Annotated in this window: 15 protein-coding genes; 11 read left to right on the forward strand and 4 right to left on the reverse strand. The window is 60.8% G+C overall.

Annotation, left to right across the window (positions count from 1 at the left end; genetic code table 11):
- Positions 1–251: 251 nt before the first annotated feature.
- From FO013_RS22845 to FO013_RS11185, 7 genes are all read left to right on the forward strand, one after another.
- Complete coding sequence (locus FO013_RS22845) at positions 252–1,997, forward strand: ABC transporter substrate-binding protein (protein WP_143922606.1); 1,746 nt, start codon at positions 252–254, stop codon at positions 1,995–1,997.
- 7 nt (positions 1,998–2,004) lie between these two features.
- Positions 2,005–2,949, forward strand: a complete 945-nt coding sequence (locus FO013_RS11160) for an ABC transporter permease (protein ID WP_260848101.1) — start codon at positions 2,005–2,007, stop codon at positions 2,947–2,949.
- Complete coding sequence (locus tag FO013_RS11165; protein ID WP_143922608.1) at positions 2,949–3,944, forward strand: ABC transporter permease; 996 nt, start codon at positions 2,949–2,951, stop codon at positions 3,942–3,944. The genes FO013_RS11160 and FO013_RS11165 overlap by 1 nt, the downstream gene beginning before the upstream one ends.
- Positions 3,941–4,789: an ABC transporter ATP-binding protein gene (locus tag FO013_RS11170; RefSeq protein WP_143922609.1), complete on the forward strand. Its 849-nt coding sequence runs from the start codon at positions 3,941–3,943 to the stop codon at positions 4,787–4,789. Before FO013_RS11165 ends, FO013_RS11170 begins: the two co-directional genes overlap by 4 nt.
- Positions 4,786–5,601, forward strand: coding sequence for an ATP-binding cassette domain-containing protein (locus tag FO013_RS11175; RefSeq protein ID WP_260848102.1), 816 nt, complete (start codon positions 4,786–4,788; stop codon positions 5,599–5,601). The genes FO013_RS11170 and FO013_RS11175 overlap by 4 nt, the downstream gene beginning before the upstream one ends.
- A gap of 87 nt (positions 5,602–5,688) precedes the next feature.
- Positions 5,689–7,212, forward strand: coding sequence for a S10 family peptidase (locus tag FO013_RS11180; RefSeq protein WP_143922610.1), 1,524 nt, complete (start codon positions 5,689–5,691; stop codon positions 7,210–7,212).
- A gap of 73 nt (positions 7,213–7,285) precedes the next feature.
- Positions 7,286–9,013, forward strand: a complete 1,728-nt coding sequence (locus tag FO013_RS11185; RefSeq protein WP_143922611.1) for a DUF885 domain-containing protein — start codon at positions 7,286–7,288, stop codon at positions 9,011–9,013.
- Positions 9,014–9,079: 66 nt separating this feature from the next.
- Here FO013_RS11185 and FO013_RS11190 read toward each other — a convergent pair whose 3' ends face one another.
- Positions 9,080–10,585, reverse strand: coding sequence for an amidohydrolase family protein (locus FO013_RS11190; RefSeq protein ID WP_143922612.1), 1,506 nt, complete (start codon positions 10,583–10,585; stop codon positions 9,080–9,082).
- A gap of 153 nt (positions 10,586–10,738) precedes the next feature.
- The gene (locus FO013_RS11195; protein WP_143922613.1) at positions 10,739–11,527 is read right to left on the reverse strand and encodes an IclR family transcriptional regulator; all 789 of its coding nucleotides are present in this window, start codon (positions 11,525–11,527) and stop codon (positions 10,739–10,741) included.
- Between the two features lie 76 nt (positions 11,528–11,603).
- Here FO013_RS11195 and FO013_RS11200 point away from each other — a divergent pair, with 76 nt between their 5' ends.
- The 4 genes from FO013_RS11200 to FO013_RS11215 are packed head-to-tail and all read left to right on the forward strand — an operon-like array spanning position 11,604 to position 15,702.
- Positions 11,604–12,584 carry a 2-dehydro-3-deoxygalactonokinase gene (locus FO013_RS11200; RefSeq protein ID WP_186293059.1) on the forward strand — a complete coding sequence of 327 codons (981 nt, stop codon included), beginning with the start codon at positions 11,604–11,606 and terminating at the stop codon, positions 12,582–12,584.
- The gene (locus FO013_RS11205) at positions 12,577–13,191 is read left to right on the forward strand and encodes a 2-dehydro-3-deoxy-6-phosphogalactonate aldolase (RefSeq protein ID WP_143922615.1); all 615 of its coding nucleotides are present in this window, start codon (positions 12,577–12,579) and stop codon (positions 13,189–13,191) included. Before FO013_RS11200 ends, FO013_RS11205 begins: the two co-directional genes overlap by 8 nt.
- On the forward strand, positions 13,173–14,387 hold the full coding sequence (gene dgoD / locus FO013_RS11210) for a galactonate dehydratase (RefSeq protein WP_313900582.1): 1,215 nt from the start codon (positions 13,173–13,175) through the stop codon (positions 14,385–14,387). Before FO013_RS11205 ends, dgoD begins: the two co-directional genes overlap by 19 nt.
- Before the next feature lie 10 nt (positions 14,388–14,397).
- Positions 14,398–15,702 (forward strand): MFS transporter, encoded by a 1,305-nt coding sequence (locus FO013_RS11215; RefSeq protein WP_143922617.1) that lies wholly within the window; start codon positions 14,398–14,400, stop codon positions 15,700–15,702.
- 442 nt (positions 15,703–16,144) lie between these two features.
- Here FO013_RS11215 and FO013_RS11220 read toward each other — a convergent pair whose 3' ends face one another.
- Positions 16,145–16,840, reverse strand: a complete 696-nt coding sequence (locus tag FO013_RS11220) for an adenylate/guanylate cyclase domain-containing protein (RefSeq protein WP_143922618.1) — start codon at positions 16,838–16,840, stop codon at positions 16,145–16,147.
- 15 nt (positions 16,841–16,855) lie between these two features.
- On the reverse strand, positions 16,856–17,569 hold the full coding sequence (locus FO013_RS11225; protein ID WP_143922619.1) for an adenylate/guanylate cyclase domain-containing protein: 714 nt from the start codon (positions 17,567–17,569) through the stop codon (positions 16,856–16,858).
- Positions 17,570–17,661 lie beyond the last annotated feature (92 nt).

Here is a 17,661-nt window from a genome sequence, read left to right on the forward strand (position 1 = left end):
GGTGCTCCAGCCATGTCGCGATGATTCCCACTATGAATCTCCTATTGCAATGAACGTTGCGATCTGATTGTATACGAGATGTGGTTGAGGTCACTTCTTCGCGGTTGGAGCGTCTGAAGTTCCAATCTTATCGCTGATAACAGTGGTAATGATGGAGGCGGAGGTTGCAACAGACACTGCAGAAGTTGGGGTGCGGTCACTCGCGGACTCTGAACCACGCATCATGACGGAACAGTCGAAGGAGACTTTTCATGAACAAGCGAGCTATGTCGATGGTTGCGATCGCCGCTGCCGCCACGATGCTTGTGAGCGCCTGTGGAAATGGGAGTTCGAGCAAGGGCGGGGACGCTCAATCGGTCGTCGACGATAAGACGGGCTTCGCCTCGTACACCGGTGATCCGCAGAAGGGCGGCGTCGTCGAAGTGTTGGGTGGAGTCGATTTCTCTCATCTGGATCCTGCTATGGGCAGCGACGGCAACGTCCTCAACCTCTACAACCTCCTCTACCGCAACCTCACTCAGTACAAATACAACCGAGAGTCCGGAGAACTCGAACTCGTCGGCGATCTGGCCGAAGATACGGGTACCTCAAACGAAGATGCCACGGAATGGACCTTCAAACTCAAAGAAGGAATCACGTTCGAAGACGGAACGCCGATCACGGCGGAAGACGTGAAGTTCGGTTTCGAACATGCCTTCGACCCGTCGCTTGCCATCGGCCTCGACTATCTGCAGAACTACGTCAAGGGCGCCAAGGACTACGAGGGTGTCTTCGAGGACCCTGAAGGCCTCGACTCGATCAAGGTCGTTGATGATCGGACGATCACGATCGAGACGAATAAGCCGATGGCCGACTTCCCGAATGTCGTTGCCACTGCACCGGGAGCCCCATTCCCGAAGGACAAGGTGACCAAGGTCGACCAGATCCAGAAGGATCCGATCTCGTCGGGGCCGTACAAAGTCGACGAGTACAAGCGCGGCGAGTCGCTGACGTTGGTCCGCAACGAGAACTGGGATGCCGAGACCGACGACATTCGCCCAGCCTATCCAGACGGCTACAAGTTCACAGTCAGCCTCGATCAGAACACGATCGATCAGCGGATGATCTCCGGCCAGGGCGACGATGCCAACGCTGTCTCGGCGTCGACCAACCCGGTGGTCGCGGCCAACCTCGCGAAGATCACCCAAGACCCCAAACTCTCTGAGCGCACGGTGCAGAGTATGCCCTCCTGCAATTACTTCATGGTCATGAACAACGCCAAGGAGCCACTGGGAGATAAGAAGGTCCGACAAGCCATCAACTGGGCTGTGGACAAGTCGAGCGTGGTCAACGCCAGCGGCGGCCCACAGCTGGCCGATGTCGCACCGAACCAGCTGCTGCCCAGCGTTCCGCAGTACGACGACACCGATCCCTACGCCACTGAGGGAAACACGGGCGATCCTGAGAAAGCCAAGGCCATGCTCAAAGAAGCAGGCGCGGAGAACCTCAAACTGACCATGGACGTACGTGCGCTGCCGATGTGGCAGGCGCAGGCCGAAGCGGTGCAGCAGTCACTGAAGAAGGTCGGCATCGAGGTCAAACTCAACGTCATCGACCAGGCGAAGTTCTACGAGGTCCTGGCCACACCGAGCCAGCAGAACGAGCTCGCGATCACAGGCTGGTGCTCCAACGGCTGGTTCTCAGGTGAACCGCTGTTGGGACCCCTGTTCGACGGTGAGCGAATCACGAAGACCGGCAACCTCAATCAGTCCCAGATCGATGATCCGAAACTGAACAAGGCCCTCGCCGAGGCGGCAGTCATGCCCGATCTCGACGACAAGACAGCGGCCTATGCCGAGATCAACGAACAGGTCCTCGAGCTCGCTCCCGTCGTGCCTCTGGTCCGCCCGCGCCCTCTGCAGCTCGTCGGCTCGAACGTCGGCGGAGCGTTCGCCAATCCGTCCAAGACCGGATACATCGACTACTCGCAGCTGGGGCTACTCAAGCCGGAAGGATAGTTCACTCGTGACTGCTTCGCTTTCGAATCAGGTCGAGGAATTCGGTCGGCCCGGCCCGGGGGAGGATTTTTCCCCCGGGCTGGGAACCCTGAAGAGGATCCTGCGCAAACCGACAGTGATTCTGTCCACCGGGTTCCTCGTCTTCATCGTCCTCCTCGCGATCTTCGCTCCGCTCATTACTCAGCTCTCCGGCTACAGCCCCTACGAATTCGACGAAGGAGCCGTGGACCCGGCACTGGGTGGCTTGCCGCACGGCGCGTTCGGTGGCATCAGTGCCGAGCATTGGATGGGAGTCGAACCCCAGAACGGCCGTGACATCTTCGCTCGGATCGCCTACGGCGCGCGTGTCTCGATGCTCATCGGCATCGGCGCAACCGCGATCACCATGGTCATCGGCGTGGTTATGGGCGTGATCGCCGGTTTCCTCGGAGGGTTCGTCGATGCCGTGATCTCCCGGGTGATGGACTTTCTCATGGCGTTCCCAGCACTGATCTTCATGATCGCAATCCTCTCGGCCCTGCCGCAGGGGAACCGTCCTCTGCTCCTCGTCCTCGTGCTCAGCCTCTTCTCCTGGCCGGCCACGGCCCGCGTGATCCGCGGCCAGACTCTGTCACTGAAGAATCGTGAATTCGTCGAGGCCGCCCGGACATCGGGTGCCGGCTGGGTTCCACTGGTATTCCGGGAAGTGCTTCCCAACCTTTCGGGAACCATCGTCGTCATGGCCACGCTGGCGGTGCCGACGTTCATCGCCACTGAGGCCGGACTGTCCTTCCTCGGAGTGGGCATCACTCCACCCGATCCCTCGTGGGGGCAGATGATCGCATCGGCGGTGACCTGGTACTCCAGCGATCCGATGTTCTTCGCCATACCGGGTATGTTCCTGTTCCTCACAGTGCTGTCGTTCACCGTGCTCGGTGACAACCTCCAGAAGATCTGGGCGGGAGGACTCTGATGGCCATCTATCTCATCAAACGACTGTTCGCGGCACTGATCATCATGCTGCTCGTCGTATTCTTCACCTTCGTCATCTTCTTCCAACTCTCACCGGATCCGGCAGCCAGCATCTGCGGCCAGACCTGCACCCCGGAGAGGATCGAGGCGATCCGGGACCAGTTGGGACTCAACGAACCGTTCTTCACTCAGTTCTTCACGTTCCTCGCCGCGATCTTCGTCGGCCGCGACTACGGTTCGGGTGCCTCGGTGGTCCACTGCAACGCCCCGTGCATCGGATACTCGTTCCAGACCAACCAGGATGTCCTGCAGGGGATCGTCGATCGACTGCCCGTCTCGGTGACAATCGCCGTCGGTGCCGCGGTCCTGTGGCTGCTCTCCGGCGTGGCTGCAGGCGTGATCAGCGCCGTGAAGGAAGGCACCTGGTGGGATAAGGGAGCGATGATGTTCGCCCTGGCCGGGATCTCCCTGCCGAACTACTTCGTGGCCCTGGTGCTGCAATACCTCCTCGTCGTGCAGCTCCAATGGCTGCCGTTCCCGACGGTGGTCCCGTTCACAGACAGCCCAGTGCAGTGGTTCCAGGCCTACCTCATGCCGTGGATGGTGCTTGCGCTCATGTACGCGTCGATGTACGCGCGGCTGACGAGGACCAATGTCATCGACACCATGGGAGAGAACTTCATGCGCACGGCCCGTGCCAAAGGCCTGGGACGCAGCGCCATCCTCATCCGGCACGGACTGCGTCCGTCATTGACCCCGATCGTCACACTCCTGGGCGTCGACTTCGCCACACTGCTGGGCGGAGCCCTCATCACAGAGACGGTCTTCGGGCTCAACGGCGTCGGCCGGTACGCCTACGACGCGATCGCCGTCAACGATCAGCCCGTGATCATGGGAGTCACGCTCGTGGCAGCCTTCGCCGTGATCATCGCCAACATTGTGGTCGACCTGCTCTACCGGGTGCTCGACCCCCGAGTGAGAGTGAGCACCTCATGAGCGCACACCCGTCGAGACCTGCAAGTGATGCTCCGGTCCTGTCCGTGCGGGATCTTCGCATCGAATTTCCGCTCGGGGTCGTCGTCGACGGTAGCTCATTCGACATCGCACGAGGCCAGACGATGGGATTGGTCGGCGAATCAGGATCGGGCAAGTCGATGACCTCGCTGGCGATCATGGGTCTGCTGCCGAAGGAGGCGACGACAACAGGGTCGGCGCGATTCCACGGCGATGAACTGCTCCACCGGTCCGATGCCTCGATGCGGCGGACCCGCGGCGACCAGATCGCGATGATCTTCCAGGATCCCCTGTCCTCGCTCAACCCTTACTACACGGTCGGCTTCCAGATCGCCGAGGCCTACCGTGCTCATAAAGGAGGTACGAAGGCAGCGGCGATGAGGATGGCCGCCGAGGCGATGGACCGAGTGCGCATCCCCGACGCCGCCGGCCGTGTCGGACACTATCCCCATCAGTTCTCCGGGGGTATGCGCCAAAGAGTGATGATCGCGATGGCGCTCGTGTGCGAACCCGACCTCATCATCGCCGATGAACCGACCACGGCCCTTGACGTCACCGTCCAAGCCCAGATCCTCGACCTGCTCGCCGAGGTGCAGGAGATGACGCAGGCGGCGATGCTGTTCATCACCCACGACCTGGCCGTCGTCAGCCAGATCTCCGACCATGTGACGGTGATGCGATTCGGCCGGACCGTTGAACAGGGCACTGCAGAGCAGATCTTCTCGAACCCGGGCAACGACTACACCAAAGCGCTGCTCGCAGCGACACCGCGCCTCGACGACGTCGTCGATCTTCCCGAGCCCATTCTCACGAAAGGGGGCAGATGAGCATGAGCGACATCGCCACGCCGCTGCTGGCTGCGTACGACCTGAGCAAGGAGTTCCGCAGCGGCCGCAGAGAGAAATTCACTGCAGTCGAGGGAGTCTCCTTCGATGTCCACCGGCGGCAGACACTGGGTATTGTCGGAGAGTCCGGTTCGGGAAAGTCGACCACGGCGCGGATGATCGCACGCCTCATCGATCCCACGTCCGGGTCTGTGGAGTTCCAAGGTGAGGAGATCACCCAGCGCTCGGGTGCGTCATTGCGGAACTTTCGCAGCGGAGTCCAGGTGGTATTCCAAGCCCCCTACTCCTCACTCAACCCTCGTCACACCGTCGAAGAGGTGGTGTCGGCACCACTCCGCTACCAGAAGCGGAAGGCCACGGGCGGGTACCGGAACATGGTCAAGGCGGCGATGGAACGAGTCGGACTCAACCCCGACCACTCAACTCGCTATCCGCGCCAGTTCTCCGGAGGGCAGGCCCAGCGCATCGGCATCGCTCGCGCACTCATCGTCGAACCGAAGCTCGTCATCTGCGATGAGGCGGTCTCCGCTCTCGACGTGTCGGTTCAGGCACAGGTGCTCGAGCTGTTGGTGGACCTGCAGCGCGAACGCGACATCTCCTACATCTTCATAGCCCACGATCTGGCGGTCGTGCGACAGATCGCCCACAAGGTTGCCGTGATGCAGAAGGGCAGGATCGTCGAGCAAGGCCCGCGCGACGAAATCTTCGATGACCCACAGCACGAATACACGAAGACCCTGCTCTCCGCGGTCCCGAGCATCGATCCCCGCTGGGACGCGGGTCAGCGTTCTTGAACGACACAACCACCTCGGTGCTCAGCATCGACACCGACCACCGATTCTCCACCATCTCCACACACAGGGAAGGATCTCAATTCCATCATGTCTGACACACAGACTCAGTCACAGCCCACGAATCAGCCGGCAGACCCACCGCGGCCGGTCGATGACTTCGTCACCACTGTCCATGAACTTCAGCTGCCCGCCGGTCTGCTCCGGTATCGGGCCCAGGCGGGCCGGATGGTCATCGGCTCTGAAATCGTCGAGGAAGGCGTGTTCGCCGGTCTCAAGCCGAAGGCACAGATCTTCCTCACCTCCTACACCGCCATCACCGAGGGCACCGAAGACGGTCAGGATGCTCAGCGTCCTGTCGTCTTCGTCTTCAACGGAGGCCCGGGATCGTCATCGGCCTGGATGCACATCGGTCTCTTCGGTCCACGGCGGGTGGTGGCCAACGACGTCAATGATCGCACCCCGCCGCCCTACGGTCTCGTCGACAATCTTGAGACGACTCTGGCTCACGCCGATCTGGTCTTCATCGACCCGGTGACCACGGGATACTCCCGCACCGCAGAGGGGGAGAAGCCGGAGGACTTCCACGGGTTCACTGGGGATCGCGACGTCGTCGGCGAGGCGATCCGGCTGTGGCTGACACGGAACAATCGGTGGATCTCACCGAAGTTCCTCGCCGGGGAGTCCTACGGAACCACCCGTGCAGCGGCCCTGGCCGGACATCTGGCCAAACGCCACGGGATCGCCTTCAACGGCATCCTCCTCATCTCGGCCGTCCTCGATTTCGCCACGATCGATTTCGCGGAAGGCAACGAAGCTCCCTACATCCACTACCTGCCGACGTTTGCCGCCATCGCGCACTATCACGGCAAACATCCGGGGCGCGAGCTCGAAGATGTCGTCGCAGAGGCGACGGATTTTGCCCATGGGGACTTCAGCCGAGCGCTCGCGCGCGGACACCGGCTCGAGACCTCCGAACACTCCCGAATAGCTGCGAAGGTGGCCGAGCTCATCGGGATCGATGAGAAGTTCGTCCGGCTGGCTGACCTTCGCATCGACGAGTTCACCTTCTTCACAGAACTTCTCCGCGATCAGCGACTGCGCATCGGTCGTTTGGATTCCCGCTTCACCGCGCATCCGGGGAAGGTCGCCTCAGAAGTGCTCGGCGACGACCCTTCATATCCGGCGATCCAGTATCCCTACACCGTGGGCATCAATCATCTGCTGCGTGCCGAACTCGGATACGAATCGGACCTCACCTACGAGGTGCTGACATCCAGAGTCCATCCATGGTCGTACAAGGAGTTCGAGAACTCCACCGTCAACACTGCCGAAGATCTCGCTTTCGCGATGCGGATGAATCCGCATCTCAAGGTCTACGTGGCGTTCGGTTATCACGACTCAGCGACGCCGTTTGCCGCCTCGGAGCATGTGCTTGCGCATCTGCGCATTGCCGATGAGTCCCATGATCAGATTGTTCGTCGCTATTACCCGGCCGGACACATGATGTATGTCGACCAGCAGGTCCGGGTCGAGCAGCTGCGCGATATCGCAGACTTCGTCGCTTGGTCAATCGGAGACGGTGCCAAGCCTGAGTCGAACCAACCCATCTGAGCCGGACGGTCACGCGCACTGAGCCGGTCGGCAACACACTAAGACGATCATCATCGAGAACAGGAGAATCGACGTGCCCGAGAACCATGATCGAGGCAGCTCACATGCAAGGGCTTCAGCCGAAGGCAGGAAGCTCGCCGACATCATCAACGCGGAGTGGACGTGGAGAGAGGCCGAATTCGGATCACTGTCTCAGAAGGCCTCCGTCGTCGACTTCTTGCCGGATGTCAGTGAAGCCTCGCAGCGGCGTCGGCAGCAGATGTGGGAGGACACACTCGGCAAACTCGAGTCGGTCAGTACCGATGCTCTCACTGTGGAAGAGACTATCGACTTAGAGGTCTACCGCCAGCAGTTGGTCACCCTTGTCGAGGCACAGAGATACCGGATGTGGGAGAGACCTGCCACGGCAGATTCTGCCTTCTGGCGCACGCTCGCCTTCGACGCCTACCGTCTTGTGCCAGAAGACGTCGGTTCGGCTCGGGCATACATCAGCTTGCTCGGCGACATTCCACGGTTCTTCGATCAGCAGATCGAGAACATGAGGGCCGGGGTGGCTCGAGGCTTTGGGCCGGCCAGAGTGTGCATGAGCGGACGAGAGGAACCGGTGCGGGTCGTCGCCGAGGTCGAGGACGTCACCGAGCTGTCGTTCTTCGGACCGTTCCGAAAAATCCCGGCGGTCGTGCCTGAACAGGTTCGAACTGAACTCCACGAGGCGGCTGCTCAGATGCTTTCGGCTGAGGTCGTGCCCGCTTATCGGAGACTCCTTGAATTCCTGACAACGGAGTATCTGCCGAATCTGCCGGAGTCTATCGCCGCAGTCGACCAGCCGGGCGGCATCGAGTTCTACCAGTCCCAGATCAGGGAGTATTCGACGACAGACCTCAGCCCGCAGCAGATCTTCGACCTCGGACAGGTCGAAGTGAAGAAGATCCGGGAGGAGATGGAGGACGTCGCCGTCGAGCTCGGCTATCCCGACGACCTGCCGGGTCTGTTCGAGTTCATGCGCACGAGTCCGCAGTTCTATGCAACGACTCCTCGTCAACTGCTGTCTGAAGCCGCGTACACGTGCAAGGCCTTCGACCGGGTGGTCCATCAGTACTTCGGGCGTCTGCCGCAGCAGCGCTTCGCCATCATGGAGACACCGGCGGAGATCGCGAAATTCGACACGTTCGGCCGGGGTGCTCCCGACCGGTACCTGCTCAACACGTACAACTTGCCGGCGCGACCACTGTATTCGCTGCCGGCACTGACCCTGCACGAATCTGCGCCCGGACATTCGTTTCAGATTTCGCTGGCCGAGGAGCTCGAGCTCGCCGACTTCCGGCGGCTCTATATCTCGGCCTTCGGTGAGGGCTGGGGCCTCTACACCGAACGACTCGGCGATGAGATGGGGATGTATGAGACGCCGTTCGAACGTATGGGTATGCTCTCGTTCCAGATGTGGCGGGCCGTGCGCCTCGTCGTCGATCCGGGCATGCATGCGCTGGGGTGGAGTCGGGAGCAGGCGCAGGATTTCCTGCGGGACAATACGGCGATCGCCGAACACGAGATCGTCACGGAGATTGATCGCTACATCTCCTGGCCCGGGCAGGCCACTGCCTACTACCTCGGGCAACTGACTATTCAACAGCTGCGGCAGGAGGCCGAGGAGGCGCTGGGGGAGGACTTCTCGATCAGGGACTTCCACGACACGGTGCTCGGGATGGGCAGCGTACCGCTCACCGTGCTGCAGGCACACGTGCGTGCAGCTATCCGCTCGGCAGCCGTCGATCGGCAGACTCAGGCGGCCGCCGGCCACTAAGGTTCTCGCCTCTCACTACGTCGACTCCGGTCGGACCTGAATCCGGCCGGGGTCGAGCTATGTCGCTCAGTGCTGCTCCGCTCGCTCCTCGGCGACCATCGATTTCACTTCCTCGCGGAGTTCTCTGGCGTCGTAGACGATGCCGGAGCGCAGAGTGAAGTCGACTCCGCCGACACGGTTGATGCCGGACTCTTCGGCGCGGAGATGACCGTGGCCGTAGAGGACCTTGAAGTTGCTCAGGGGGTTGTCCTTGACGATGAGCAGGTCGGCGATCTTGCCGGGTTCGACGGAGCCGAGCTCGTCGTCTATGCCGAGAAGCGCGGCGCTGCTCAGCGTGGCGGAGCGGACGACTTCGAGCGGGTGGAACCCCGCTTCGAGGAGGAGTTCAAGTTCTTCGATGAGGCCGAAGCCGAAGACCTTGTAGATGAAACCGGAGTCCGACCCGGCCGTGACCAAGCCGCCAAGGTTCTTGTAGTCGTTGACGAAGGACATCCATTTGACGTAGGCGTGGCGCCAAGCGATCTCGTCCTCGCTTGTCCAGTCGCCCATGTAGGAGCCGTGTTTGTCGGCCGAGGGCTGGAAGAACTCCCACAGAGTGGGGGAGGTGAAGTCCGAGTGCCATTCGGAGGTGCGCACTCGTGCGGCGTCGCGGGAGCCGATGTAGATGTTGAATGTCGGGCTCAATGCGGTTCCGAGTTCGAGGAGCTCCGCGAGGGTCTCCTGCCAGGCGCTGCTGCCGCGCTCGGCGGTCTGCAGCCACAGGTGGGCGCCTTGGCTGAAGCGCTGGGGTTCGCTGTTGTGGTTGTAGTCGGTGGGTACGTGCTGGAGGGTGCGGTCGCGGAACATGGCCTCGGGGATCCCGTACCAGTGTTCGATGCTGTTCAGTCCCCACCTCGCCGAGGTGAGGGCGTTGACCTGCGCGGCCCGGCGCTGGTCGTGGTGGCATGCGGTCCGCAGACCACGTGCTTGTGCTGCCTCGACGGCGGCACCGAACACAGTGGGGGAGGTGCCGAAGAACTTCACTCCGTTCGCACCGCGGTCGGCGACCTCATTGACCCACGCGGTTGCCTCGTCAGCAGTGACCGGGGTGGGCCCGTCGAGGGTTCCGGCACGCAGTGCGGGATAGATGTGCAGGCGCGGGGCCGCGATTTCGTTGGCTTCGGCTCGTCGGGCCTCGGAAACGGTCCAGTCGAGGCCGTTGAACGCACCGAGTTCGCGGATGGTGGTCACGCCGTGGCCGAGCCAGAGCTTATAGACATAGTCGGCGTTCGGGGCCTGCTCGGGTTTACCGATGTGGGCGTGAGAGTCGATAAGACCCGGCAAGACGTAGGAGCCGTTGAGATCCATGACTTCGGCGCCGTCGGACGAGGGACGTTCGGTGAGGCTGCTCGCACCGTTCGGTTCCCAGATTCCGGTGATCCTGTCGTCTTCGATCAGGATGTCCGCCGGCCCGTATGGGGCAGCCCCGGTCCCGTCGACGATCATGGCATCGCGGAGGATGAGCCTGGGGTAGGGTCCTGATCCGGTGCTCCGGGTGGGGGCGGCGATCTGGCCAGTGGATCCGAGCGTCATTGGCGGTCTCCTCAAGGGTTTCGCGTATGAGCGGAGTGCTCTTCGCTGAGCTTGTTCAATACTCACTCAGGCTAGCGCGAGAGTCAGTGTCTTGTGCAGATCAACCGGGATGTAGGACACAAATGCTCCTTGCGACTAGAACGTGCCTGATCTTCACGCCCGAATGCGATCACCGGTATACCCCAGTCTCAGAGAGATCTCCCGTGCCGCAGACTTCATCACCGGTACCAGCGCTTGCATCCGTTCCTTCGGCATGTAGGGACGAGTGGCCGACAGCGAGACTCCTGCGACAATGCTTCCGCTGCCGTCCCGGATCGGGGCGGCCACGCACCGGATTCCTGGTTCGTTCTCCTCGAGGTCGAGTGAGGCACCGTCGTGTGTGTACCCGTTCATACGTTTGACGAATGCCTCCACCGCCGAGGCGTCTGCCCCCGGATTCTCGGCTGTGAAAATCCGCTCCCACCGGTCATCCTGTCCGAGCAGCAGCGCCTTCCCGACACCGGTGCGAGTCATCGGCATGCGGTGGCCGATGCGAGAGCGCATCTCAGCACCACGAGTCCCCGGAATCTTATGGAGATAGAGCACCGACTCACCATCCTCGACGGAGAGGTGAATCGTGTCCTGAGTCCGCTCAGCGAGAGCCTCAAGACTCTCCCGGGCGACGACTGGCAGCGGATCCTGATTGAGCGCGGTGAAGCCGAACTCGATGAGAGTGGGTCCCAGACGAAACTCTCCCGGTGAACCGTGCCGCAGATAACCCATGTGCACCAGCAGCTGGATCATCCTGTGCGCACTTGATCGACCGATTCCAGTGGCGTCGACGACGGACTTCAACGTGGTGGACCCATGGGCGACGGCGCTGACGATCTGCAGACCTCTGGCCAATGTCTGGGTGCCCTGGGGAATTGCATCGCTGACAACGGTTCCAGAATCTTCGATCATCGCTCCAGTATGTCACCTATCCCACATATAGGGACACTGGTGGCGCATGGTGGAACGCCTGCCCATAGTGGCTCTTATGGCAAAACTGGCACCACCTGAGGCCCCGCAGATGATCGGCCTCGACTGGGGGACGAGCTCACTGCGAGCCTTCCTCATCGGCAACGACGGAGGCGTCCTCGCTGAACGCAACGGATCAGACGGGATCATGGCCGTCGGTCCGGACACCGGCGACCTCAAAGGCGACTTCTCCCGGCTCGCTCACGCCGCCATCGGCGACTGGCTCAGCGATCACGGCCACCTCCCTCTCCTCGCCTGTGGAATGATCGGTTCGACCCAGGGAGTCGCCGAGGCGGGTTACCTCGACCTGCCCATCGAACTTTCTGCCCTGGGTAGGCATCTGACGTCGGTCGAACTGTCCATAGGCGAACTCCACATCGTCCCCGGGCTGCAGAAGACATCGACCGAAGAGACGGCTCCTGACGTCATCCGTGGAGAGGAGACCCAACTACTCGGCCTGCTCGACGCAGAGCAGGCCGACGCGACCACAGTGATCCTTCCCGGCACGCACACCAAATGGGTGAAGTGCCAGGGCCAGCGCGTGGCTGACTTCTCCACCGCGATGAGCGGAGAGATGTTCGGCCTTCTGAGCACCTCGTCGATCCTCAGCCGTCTGGCCGAACCCACCGATGACTTCCACCCCGACGCCTTCGACTGGGGATTGAGCGTCGGAGGTGACGACCCCGCCGCGCTCACTTCCTCGATCTTCTCCGCACGCACCTGGGTCCTCGACGGACGACTGCACGCGAAGGAAATCAACGACTACCTTTCGGGAATGCTCATCGGCGCCGAGGTGGCCGGCCAGCTCACAACAACAGCCGACTCTGCCGCCCCCTTCATCGTCTGCGGAACCGCAGACCTGACGATGCGATACACACGCGCCCTCCGCCGATGCGGGCGACAGACGACAGAAGCGGATCCGCGCGCCGCTGCCACCGGACTCTTCAGCATCGCCGCACAATCCGGCCTCGTGCCGACCAAGGAGACCACCAATGACTGACACAGTTCCCACCGGCCTCATCGCCATCCTCCGCGGGGTTCGCTCTGACGAGGTCCTCGACATCGCCGAAGGCATCGTCGCCTCCGGGTTCTCCGCCATCGAAGTTCCGCTCAACTCACCGGACCCCTTGGCTTCGATCGAGGCGTTGGTCAACCGATTCGGTGATGAGGTGGAGATCGGTGCTGGCACGGTTCTCACCGCACGGCAGGTCCGCGACTGCAAGCGAGCCGGTGCCCGCATCATCGTCGCACCCGACACCGATACCGAAGTCATCAAGACCGCGCTCGGGATGGGGCTCACCCCGTACCCGGGAGCCACGACCCCGACCGAGGCGTTCGCCGCCATCAAGGTAGGCGCCACCAAGGTCAAACTCTTCCCATCCTCGGCGGTCGGGATCAGCGGTATGAAGGCCTGGAGCGAGGTCCTTCCTGCCGGCACCGAACTCTTTCCCGTCGGGGGAGTGGGACCCGACAACGCTGCCGAATGGCGCAACGCCGGTGCTGCCGGCCTGGGCCTCGGTTCCTCGCTCTATCGCCGAGGCGACCGCCCCGACGACGTACATAACCGGGCCGAGGCGATCGCCTCGGCGTGGGCCCAGGCCAACTGACCCAACGACGACAAGCAGATGACTACACCAGACGAAAGGCCAGACCAATGAAGATCACGTCGATGACGACGTACACCGTGCCGCCGAGGTGGCTGTTCCTCAAGATCGAGACGGATGAAGGGATAGTCGGCTGGGGCGAGCCGATCATCGAAGGCAAGGCCGCCACGGTTGCCGCCGCGGTCGATGAACTCTCCGACCTGCTCATCGGCAAGGATCCAGCGAATATCGAGGATCTGTGGACGATCATGTATCGCGGTGGCTTCTATCGCGGTGGGCCGATCCTCATGAGTGCGATCTCAGGCATCGACCAGGCGCTGTGGGACATCAAGGGCAAGGCGCTCGGACAGCCGGTGCACCAGCTGCTCGGCGGGAAGGTCCGGGATCGGATCCGCACGTACTCATGGATCGGCGGTGACCGACCTGGCGACACCGCCGCAGCGGCGCTGGAGACGAAGAACCGCGGGTTCACCGCCGTGAAGATGAACGCGACCGAAGAGCTGCAGTTCATCGACTCCTACACCAAAGTCGACCAGGTCATCGAAAACGTGCAGGCTGTGCGGGAAGCCACCGGCGACGACTTCGGCATCGGCATCGACTTCCATGGGCGTGTACACAAGCCGATGGCCAAGGTCCTCATCAAGGAACTCGAACCCTATCGACTTCTCTTCATCGAAGAACCTGTGCTCTCCGAACACTTCGGTTCGCTGCGTGACGTCATGGCGAACACCCCGACGCCGATAGCACTGGGGGAGCGACTGTTTTCCCGCTGGGACTTCCGCGAAGTGATCGCCTCCGGTGCGGTCGACATCATCCAGCCCGACGTCTCCCACTCCGGCGGCATCACGGAGACTCGGAAGATCGCGATGATGGCCGAAGCCTACGACGTCGCACTCGCACTGCACTGCCCCTTGGGCCCGATCGCGCTCGCCTCCTGCCTGCAGGTCGATGCCGGCAGCTACAACGCGTTCATTCAGGAACAGAGTCTGGGCATCCACTACAACACGAGTAACGACCTGCTCGACTACGTCACCGACCCCACGGTGTTCAACTACGAAGACGGCATGATCGACATCCCTTCCGGGCCCGGGCTGGGCATTGAGGTCAATGAGGAGTACGTCATCGAACGCTCAGCCGAAGGCCACCGGTGGCGCAACCCTATCTGGCGTCACGCCGACGGCTCGTTTGCGGAGTGGTGAGGAGAGACCAATGACTCAGCTGAAAACACAGATGACCACTCGGCCCACACGGATGCGCTACATCATCGCGCTCCTGCTCTTCATCACCGTCGTCATCAACTACATGGACCGGGCCAACCTGTCCATTGCGATGCCGGCACTGTCTCAGGAATTCGATCTCACCACCGGTCAGCAGGGACTTCTGCTTTCTGCATTCGGGTGGACCTACGCCGCGATGCAGCTGCCCGGCGGGTGGCTCGTGGACCGGGTGAGGCCACGGGTGCTCTATGCCTCCTGCTTGGTGCTGTGGTCCCTGGCAACGCTTTTCATGGGTATCTCCGGCGGGTTCGTCGCCCTCATCATCCTCCGACTTCTGGTCGGCGGATTCGAAGCGCCCGCCTACCCGATTAACAACAAGGTGGCCACCGCGTGGTTCCCGGAGCGAGAGCGCGGAAGGGTCATCGCCTTCTACACCTCGGGGCAGTTCATTGGCCTCGCACTACTCACCCCCGTACTGTCCTGGCTGCAGACGGTTCTCACCTGGCACTGGGTGTTCATCCTCACCGGGGTCGTCGGCATCATCTGGGCAGCGATCTGGTGGTTCGTCTATCGCGAGCCGCGGGACAAGGCAGGGGTCAACCGGGCCGAGATCGATCTCATTGCCTCCGGTGGGGGACTAGTCGATGTCGAGAGTGGTACGAAGAAGGAGACCAAGCCGAAACTCAGGTGGTCCGACGTCAAGGTCGTGCTGACCCGACGGAAGCTATGGGGCATCTACCTCGGACAGTTCTGCCTGACCTCGACCCTGTGGTTCTTCCTCACCTGGTTCCCGACGTACCTCGTTGACTATCGCGGGATGGATTACATCGAGTCGGGCTTCATGGCGTCACTGCCGTTCATCGCGGCTCTCGTTGGTGTGCTGCTTTCCGGGTGGGTCTCGGACCTCATGGTCAAGAAGGGCCTCACGCTTGGTACGGCTCGCAAGCTGCCGATCATCATCGGTCTGGCAATGACGGTGTTCATGCTCGGGGCGAACTACACGGATTCGACTGCGCTAGTCATCGTGTTCATGTCGATCGCGTTCTTCGGCAATGGATTTGCTTCGATCACCTGGTCACTGGTGTCCGCTCTCGCCCCCGAGCGACTGTTGGGTCTGACCGGAGGCATGTTCAACTTCATCGGCAACCTCTCGTCGATCGCCACCCCGATCGTTATCGGCTTCCTCGTCACCGACATCGACTTCGCTCCGGCGTTCGTTTACATGGCAGCGATCACCGTCGTGGGTGTGTTGTCGTACGTGTTCCTCGTCGGCAAGGTTGAGCGCGTTGAGGAGTGAGGGTCTGCTTTTGTTAACGTAGAGAAACACAGCTCTAGCACGATCTCGGCGCAGGTTTGCGGGCGCTTAGCGCCAGACGGTCATTCAACAATCTCGGTTTCTAACATGCCGATACAGGCGCTTCTAGTTGTCTCATAACTAGCGACGTGCACCTCCGAGAGCTCGTTCGCTTACGATACATAGTATTGAGAATCGCCCAGACGCAGACAGGTCGAAACCTCAAGAGAACCAGGTGAGCGCCTCATTTAGCAGACGAGACGTCTTATATGCCTAGGGATAAGAGACAAATTGGTTGCAGAGAACTTACAGTTCAGTTTCGGCTCGAAACGAGGGCAGGAACTTTGCATCTGCCCCGGTCGGCCTGGCCATGATCGCTGGGCGGTGCCTCGGCTTTCCAAGTTTAGGCGGCTATACGGAACACTGGTGTGAACAGGCTACGTACCTATAGCCCCCACCAGAATGTTGACCCATAGATTTGACCATGGCCATCAGAATTGCCTAGATCTACCCACATCTGCCGCGGGGGCTCTCCGCCGTACTTTGTCTCCTCGGACAACTTGTTGAAAACTCCTTGAGTGATGTACGACGGGTATCCACGATTGAGTGCAGCCAGCTTAGCGGCGATATTTGCAGCATTGCCGACCCAGACAAGGTCGTTGCTACCGCGGATACCTGTCCGAGCGACCATTGTTTTCGAAGATGCGATACCCACCTTTTGCTCTAGCTTGTAGACGTTGTTTGGATATTGAGCGTCTATTGCGGGCTGGAGGATGTTGATTACGGCCCAGTTGATCTTAAGTGCTGTTTTGGCGGCGCTCGAGTTCTTCGAATCTCCTATGTAAACCGCCATGACCCGATCGCCGTCAAAAGCGGTGATCACGCCTCCGAGCGCTCGAATGATCCTGGATACGACGTAGAGATAGTTTTTGTAGATCTCGGCAGCGAACCAGTCTTTGTAGCCATGCACTAATCCCGTTGAGTCCTTCAGATCTGCGTAAAGTACGACGGCGTCGAGATTGACAGCTTGATTCCCAAGCGTGATGTCTTCAGTTGAGGGAACCTGTTGACCGTCACGACGGCCCCAGGTCGTCAAATGAGTCTTAGCCACGTATTCACGGAGCTCATCAGCAAACGTCACAATTTTCCTTCATTTCTAGGCGACCGACCATGTCCAAGCTGATCCGTAAAGCGAGTACCCGAGTGCAGTGGAGCCAAGTGTGGTCCACATGTTCTGCTTGGTGCCCTCTCCGCCCAACTTTGCCCAGTCCAATAGGCTCCCATAGACAGCCGAACTAATATAGGTAGGATACGTTGGATCGAGCGCCGCCATCTTCGCTGCGTGGTTAGCCGCATTGCCAACCCAGACTAGGTCGTTGTTGCCGCGGATACCCGTCCTAGCTACGAAAAGTTTCGATGTGTCGATACCTACTCGCTGCTTCAATTCGAGGGTGGTCTTCGGGAACCTTTGTCGGTAGCGTGACATTACGACATTCTTGGTCATCCAGTTGATCTGGAGTCCACTTTTCGCCGCACTGGAGTTCTTCGTCCCTCCGATAAACACCGCCATCACGCGGTCACCGTCGTAGGCGGTGATGACTCCGCCGTTCGATCTAATGATCTTCGCAGCGCAGTACAGGTAGGACTTATATAAATCTGCCGCTACCCAGTCTTGTTTCGTCTCAACAATCTGAGTGGAACCGGCCAAATCTGCGTAAAGCACTGTCGCGTTAAGCTCGACTGCTTCGTTCGTCAGCTTTACACCCTCAGCTTCCGGCACCTTCTGTCCTTGGCGGCGCGTCCACGAGTCAGTGAAGACCGTATTGACATAGGTCATCAGCTCATCTTTGAGGGCCACTTGTTGCTCCATGTCAATAAATTTTCCCGACAACGAGAGAGATCCCGCTGTCCGCCTATTCTCATAGTATCTTGAGCATGTTCACGGTGCGTGGAAACTGGAGA

Source organism: Brevibacterium aurantiacum (genome assembly GCF_007558825.1).
GTDB classification, from domain to species: Bacteria; Actinomycetota; Actinomycetes; order Actinomycetales; family Brevibacteriaceae; genus Brevibacterium; species Brevibacterium aurantiacum_A.